This window comes from Nostoc sp. (genome assembly GCF_035638895.1).
GTDB lineage: Bacteria > Cyanobacteriota > Cyanobacteriia > Cyanobacteriales > Nostocaceae > Nostoc.
The window spans coordinates 1-2,841 of the sequence record NZ_DASQZC010000613.1 but is presented as its reverse complement, the minus strand read 5'-3'; the positions used below and the strand labels follow the sequence as shown (position 1 = coordinate 2,841).

General features: G+C 48.3%; 1 protein-coding gene and 1 pseudogene. Both read right to left on the bottom strand.

Annotated features, from left to right (window positions below; genetic code table 11):
- Positions 1 to 348 (bottom strand): annotated as a pseudogene (locus VE944_RS29950) (transposase); the annotation flags it as partial.
- A gap of 282 nt (positions 349 to 630) precedes the next feature.
- Positions 631 to 2,841, bottom strand: a 2,211-nt coding sequence (locus VE944_RS29945) for a nitric oxide synthase oxygenase (RefSeq protein ID WP_324986113.1), incomplete at its 5' end; no start/stop codon positions are given.

Sequence of the window (2,841 nt, the reverse complement as noted above, 5' to 3'; positions counted from 1 at the left end):
TAACTCTTGAGTTCGCATTAATTCTAGTTGAACGAAAGCGCGGATAGCACTAAAAAAGTGAGTTTTAATTGCCTCAGATGTCCTTACCATGAATAGTTCAATTCCACACACTTGCTTAATGGCTCGATGGTAACATTCAATCCCCCAATGAATCGAATGTAACTCTTTAAACTCAGTGAGAGAAATTAAAGACAGTGCATTTTTGTCAGGCACATACATGATGTAATATCTGGGGATTTCGTTTTTGAAAATTCTCCGAAATACTTTCACTTGTCCAAACTTTTTTAGATGCACTATTAAGCCGTTCTCTGGAATTTCTATATTTTGGACTTGGGTATAATTTTTACCAATATCCTCAATATGGACACGTAAATTATCCAACTTTCCACTCACTTAGCGACTAGCGATCGCATATTTTTTCTTCTTTTCCCTATTACATTTGTTGTCTAATTTGTCAATGCGTAAGTCCTGATCGAAGTAAAACACCCATTGGTATCCAGGGACTGTGGCGAGGTTGGTTAAAATTACACGACCTCTGTGAAGGTTGGCAGCTTGCAAAAGATACTTAACGCGAAAAGTCAGATATCACAAGCATTATCCCAAGCGTTTACAGTTTAGTTCGGTTGCTATTCACGCCCCTGTTAACGGTTGCACCAATTCCTTGACTGGTGATTCACTGTCACCTGACTGCTGCACCCGAATTAGCCACCCTTCGGCTTTAGAGTAATTATCTTTTTGCACCTGTTTGATAGCCTGCTTAAAATTCAACTGCACGCCCCAAACATCGCTGGTGAACCGCTTTTCTTGCTTCATATTGTCGAAGAAATTGACGGCTTCGGGGTGAGATAGACCACCTTCTGTTTTGGCAAGAGAAAGCATCACTTCAAACACATCATCCGCCATCTTCGCATCTCCACAAACGTAGTAGTGACACTTGGGATGACTTAGCTGTTTCCAGACATCCTGGGCGTTCTGCTGCATCAAGTTTTGTACGTACAACTTCTGGTCGCCAAGGCGGGAAAATGCTACTTCCAGACCGGAGAGGACACCTTGATGCCGCCACGTCTGCATTTGCTCCTGATAGAGGAAGTCACTGTGGTTGCGACAGCCAAAGTATAAGGTAGCATCGCCCAAAAGTTGTCCTTGCTGTAACAAAGCGTCCCGGTACTGGAGGAAAGCAATTAGTGGAGAGACTCCCGTACCGGGCCCTACCATCAGCATCGGTGCATCGAGTTCGCTAGGCGGACGGAAGCTAGAAGTACGGACACCGATGCGAACCTTCGCGCCGGGTTCCAGTCCAGCTAGGTAGTTTGAACAGAGTCCTTGACGGGCTTTACCGGCATCGGTTTTAATTTGCAGCACCCCAACAGTCATTTGTAGGTGCTGAGGATGGAGTAAGCGAGAGGAGGAAATCGAATAGAGGCGCGGCTTTTGCTTCGGCAGCAACTCCAGTAAAGCGGCGAGGGTAATCTCTGCCGAGGGAAATTCATCGAACAGATCGACAACGCTCATGCAGTTGTCCGCGATCGTTTTCTTGAGCAAAACGCTGTCGGGATTGTCGTCTGCCTGCCGGATAATCTCCAGCCAAGTTTCCAGGCGATGTTTCTCTTGGGGATTTTGGGCTACGGAGTACAAGTAGGCAAGCAGTTCGTTGAACGGTTCCCGCAAAGCCAGATCGAGTTCTTCGGAAAGAACCTGACCTACGGTGGTTGGGACGGCAATCGGGGGTTTATCCTCTATTGGAGTGCCATCTGGCATCACGTAACTAGCCGTGAAGTAGGTGTTGGGCGCGATACCTATGCGATCGCACAACCTCTGCACCAACTCTGGTGGATTACAAGGATAAACCGCAACATGATCGCCCGTCTCGTATTGCAAATCGCTATTTGAAATATCGAACATGATGTAGCGAGTAGAACGACTGCCAGGAATCACCTCTAACAGCAGTTCTCGATTGGCAATAACCGGAACTTCGACACCGCGATCGCCCCTAACTGCCACAGGTGCAACATTTGCCAATTCTGCCTCACTCAAGAACGTGACGTTCAGTTTTGGTGTGGCTGAGGTGGTAGCATCGGCGGCAGTGACATCCTCACCTAACACGCGGGAGACGAGTCCTAGCCACTGTTTGAAGGTGTCAGCTTGTCCTTTGATTTCATCCCCTTTATGGAGTGGCACTATACGGTTAGCCCCTACCTTCGCGAGTGCCTTATCTACCGAAATTCCGGCAGCACAGAAGTGTTCGTAAACGGTGCTGCCAATTCCTAGAACGGAATAGCTCAACCCCTCAAGCGAACCCGTCGGTTGTTTCTGCAACCACTTAAGGAATTTTTTGCCGTTTCCGGGCATTTCGCCATTGGCAAAGGTGGACGTAACGATCAAGAGGAGTTTCTCAGAGGCAAGGGAATCGGCGTTGTATTCATCCAGTGCCATCACTTTCGCTTTGTAACGCTGGAGTTGACGGGCAGCTTTCCGCGCAAAGCCCTCAGCAGTTCCCGTCTCGGAAGCATAGAGGATGAGGATGCGATCTTGCTTATCGTCGTCCTCGTTATTAGTAGTGATAAATTGTTCCAGATCAATGCCATCTTCAACTGCCCAACGATCAGCAGCATGATGATAGGCAGGGTCTAGGTAAAAGTCGCGCATCTGGTGATGCCAAACTGGACAAGTACTTCCTCCGGCGGGTGGCACAATCCAACCCGCATCTCCCGGACACTCGCGCCCTGCTTTCTTTTCGCGCAAGTCGTGAGCGAGGAACTGTTTAGAGGCAGTCTGGTGATCCACCATCGAAACTTTGGCTTTCTGGAACGAGTACAGGATGGCGACGTTGAGTTCCAGCGC